The following is a 3,835-nucleotide window of genomic DNA, read 5'->3' as shown; positions in this document are numbered from 1 at the left end:
TCCGCTGGGCCAACGCCACCGAACGCGAAGCCGCCCGACGCATCAACGCTGAACGACTTCTCGCCGCGTAGCCACCCGGTTACCCGACGGTCTCTAAGAGCGTTCTCGGTATCGCTGGTCTGGCCGTCGCCGGTGGTCTCGCCGCCGGCCCGCTGAACCACGACACCACCACCACCGGCACGGTCGGCACCACGTCGCTCGCCGCCGCCGTGCAGGCTGACACGGTGGACAAGAACACCCTGATCCCGCATGGTGTGCAGGGCAAGCAGTCCCGCATCGACCTGGACGACGAGCAGACCGCGAATGTGAAGGCGATCATCGCGGCGACGAAGAAGGCCGACATGGACGAGCGGGCCGCCGTGGTGGCCATCGCCACCGCGCTGCAGGAGTCGAAGCTGGTCAACCTGGGTCACCTGGGTGAGCGCAACGACCACGACTCGCAGGGCCTGTTCCAGCAGCGCCCGTCCAGCGGGTGGGGCACGGTCGAGCAGATCACCGACCCCGAATACTCCACGCTGGCGTTCCTGAAGGGTCTCAAGCAGGTCGACGGCTGGCAGGACATGCCGCTGACCAAGGCCGCCCAGACCGTGCAGGTGTCGGCCTACCCGTTCCACTACGCCCAGTGGGAGACCCAGGCCGCCGACCTCGTCGCCGAGCACTGGAACTGACTTTCCTCACAGGGGGAACCAAGCCGCTGGCCGGCACCCGGAACCCGGGTGCCGGCCAGCGGCGTCCGCACACCCCACCCCACGTTGCAAGGAAGGGCCCCTTGTCAACGCCTGGTGTTGTACAAGGGTCCCTTCCTAACACCTCAGCCGGCGGCGGTGTCGCGGACCGCCTGGGCGAACACCTCGGAGCGGTGCTCGAAGTTGCGGAACCGCCCGTAGCTCGGCGCGGCCGGCGACAGCAGCACGACCCCGCCGACCGGCGTGACGTCGCGGGCCAGCCGTACGGCGTCGACCAGGTCGTCGACGACCTCGCAGCGCACCTTCGGCAGCCCGTCGAGCGCCGCCACGATGCGCGGCCCGCTGTCCGGCACGCCGATGACGGTGATCTCCCGTTCGGCGAGGTGCTCCCGCAGCGGCGTGTAGTCCAGGCCGCGGTCGGTGCCGCCGACGATGACCGTGAGCGGCCGCCCGTCGTACGCGTCGATCGCGTGCATGGCAGCGTACGGGCTGGTGGCGAGCGTGTCGTCGACGAACGTGAGCCCGGACGGGTCGACGATCTCGGTGAGCCGGTGGGCGAGGCCCTGGAACTCGGCGACCGCCACCGCGAGCGTGTCCCGCCGGGCGACCACGTCGACGCCGAGCGCGTCGAGCACGGCGAGCGCCACGCACAGGTTGCCCTCGTTGTGCCGACCGACCAGTGGCAGGACGGCCCGCGCGAAGAGCGGCTGGTCGCCGAGGTGGAACCAGGGCGTGCCGTCCGGGCCGGTCGCCACGTGGGTGGTGTCCGGGGTGCCGGCGCGTACGGCGGGCCGGTCGCCGAGTTCGGCGGCGAGTCGCGCGTCGGCGCCGTTGACGACGATCGTCTCCGGGTGGTGCGCCAGCAGGTTGAGCTTGTCGCGGTAGTACTCGCGCTCGCCGCCGTGCGCGTCCAGGTGTTCGGGGAACAGCGCCGTGACCACGGCCACCCGGGGCGAGTCGGCCAGGTCGCTGCACTGGTAGCTGGACAGCTCCAGCACGTACAGCTCGGCCTCCGGCAGGTCCAGGGTCGGCACGCCGATGTTGCCGCCGAAGACGTTGGGCCGCTCCACCGCGGTGAGCAGGTGGCTGATCAGGCTGGAAGTGGTGCTCTTGCCCTTGCTGCCGGTGACGCCGACGGTACGTGCGGCGTGGTCGGCCAGCCACAGGGCGGTGCCCTGGGTGACCGGGACATCGCGCCGGCGCAGCTCGACCAGCCACGGGTGCGTGTTCGGCACCCCGGGTGAGCGGACCACGACGTCGGCGGCGAGCAGCCGATCGAAACCCGCCTCGCCGGTGACCAGCGGCGCCGCCTCGGCGAGGGGCCCCTCCCAGGGAAGGCTGAGGAAGGAGCGGCTGTCGTCGACCGCGACCAGGTCCGCCGGGCCGTGCGCGGCGATCGCGGTCACGGCGGCCCGGCCCTCGCGGCCGGTGCCCCAGACGGCGACTTTGCGTCCGCGCAGGTCAGACAGGCGCACGTGCTCTCCTCGGGATGTCGGCGACGTCGGCGGGCGGGTCCGGCGCACTCGGGCACGGCGGACGAACCAGGGCCTAGTATGGCGTGTGCCCAACGAGCAGCTCCGGCGGATGGACGCCTTCACCTTCCCGTCCTACTCGATCGACCTCTCCACCGGGGAGGTGTTGTTCGACTACGCCCTGACCGGGCCCGACGGCGAGCAGCGCTTCACCGAGGTGGTCACCCTGCCGCTGCCCGACGCGCCCCCGTCGGACGAGACGGTCGCGACCCTGGGCCGCGTCCTGGAGCTGCTGCACGTGGTGGCGGGCGTCAGCTACTACAAGACGGCCGCGCCGCGCCGGCTGGTGCTGCCGGCGCCGCTGGGGTCGGCCGCCGTCGAGCTGGTCACGGCCGTCTACACCAAGGGCCTCGGGGAGTACGCGTACCGCAACGCGCTGCCGCACGTGCTGGAGCTGCGTCCCGAGGTACCCGCCGGTGAGGTCGCACCGGCCGTCGGGTACGACACCTACGGCCGGCGGCCGCTGTCGGCGGTCGGCGGCGGCAAGGACTCGATCGTCAGCCTGGAGGCGCTGCGCCGGGGCGGTTTCGACCCGGTGCCCTTCTCGGTCAACCCGAACCGGGTGATCGAGTCGGTGAACGCGGCGTCCGGGCTGCCGGCGCTGGCCGCCCGCCGGCGGATCGACCCGGTGCTGTTCGACCTGAACGAGGCCGGCGCGCTCAACGGTCACATCCCGGTCACCGCGATCAACTCGCTGATCGCCGTCGCGACGGCGGTGCTGAACGGCCTCGGCCCCGTGGTGATGTCCAACGAGCGCTCGGCGTCGGACCCGAACCTGGTCTGGGACGGGCACGAGATCAACCACCAGTGGTCCAAGGGCGTCGAGGCGGAGGGGCTGCTGCGGGCGGCGCTCGCCGAGCACGCCGGGCTCACCGACCCGTACTTCTCCCTGCTGCGCCAGTTGTCGGAGCTGCACATCGCGCGGTTGTTCGCGTCGATCGACCAGTACGACGACGTGGTGACCAGCTGCAACGCGGCGTTCAAGCTGCGCGGCGCGAGCGAGCGCTGGTGCCGGAACTGCCCGAAGTGCCGGTTCGTCTTCCTCGCGCTGGCGCCGTTCATGCCGCGCGAGCGGATCACCCACATCTTCGGCGGTGACCTGCTCGCCGACCCGGTCCAGCTGCCGGGTTACCGGGAGCTGCTCGGCGTGGACGGGCACAAGCCGTTCGAGTGCGTCGGCGAGGTCGAGGAGTCGGTGGTGGCGCTCAGCCTCCTCGCCGAGCAGGAGCAGTGGCGCGACGCCCCGGTCGTCCGGGCCCTCGTGGACGCCGTCCCCGAAACGGCCTGGCAGGCGGCAACCACCTCGGACGTCCTCACCCCCGGCGGCCCCACCTTCACCCCCACCGTCTACGCCAAAACCCTGGACTCCCTCACCTAACCCCACCCCCACCTCCACCCCCCACCCACCCACCCCGCCCGCCGCGGCCCCGCCCGGGTTGATCATGAAGTTAGCGGGTCCGAATCGGGACGAACCAACCCGCTAACCTCATGATCAACAGGTAGGGGCGGGGCGCTGGGTGGGGGGTTAGTAGTGCGTGCGCCTGGTGGCGCGACCCTGAGCGGGCGAAAATCGGGCTGGGGCCGTCCGGCTGACGTCGTTTCCTCTTGGCGCTGTCC

General features: G+C 71.6%; 3 protein-coding genes. 2 read left to right on the top strand and 1 reads right to left on the bottom strand.

The features are described from left to right. Positions 1-110 precede the first annotated feature (110 nt). On the top strand, positions 111-668 hold the full coding sequence (locus AB0873_RS31930) for a hypothetical protein (protein WP_366604468.1): 558 nt from the start codon (positions 111-113) through the stop codon (positions 666-668). Positions 669-811: 143 nt separating this feature from the next. Here the strand turns inward: AB0873_RS31930 and murD are convergent, their stop codons facing one another. Then, positions 812-2,161 (bottom strand): UDP-N-acetylmuramoyl-L-alanine--D-glutamate ligase, encoded by a 1,350-nt coding sequence (gene murD, locus AB0873_RS31925; RefSeq protein ID WP_155331315.1) that lies wholly within the window; start codon positions 2,159-2,161, stop codon positions 812-814. A gap of 85 nt (positions 2,162-2,246) precedes the next feature. Here murD and AB0873_RS31920 point away from each other — a divergent pair, with 85 nt between their 5' ends. Beyond that, positions 2,247-3,596: a hypothetical protein gene (locus tag AB0873_RS31920; protein ID WP_366604466.1), complete on the top strand. Its 1,350-nt coding sequence runs from the start codon at positions 2,247-2,249 to the stop codon at positions 3,594-3,596. Positions 3,597-3,835 lie beyond the last annotated feature (239 nt).

This window comes from Micromonospora sp. NPDC047707, from assembly GCF_040704235.1.
Lineage (GTDB): Bacteria > Actinomycetota > Actinomycetes > Mycobacteriales > Micromonosporaceae > Micromonospora.
Note: the sequence above shows the minus strand (reverse complement) of the source record. Positions and strands in the feature narration are given on the sequence as shown.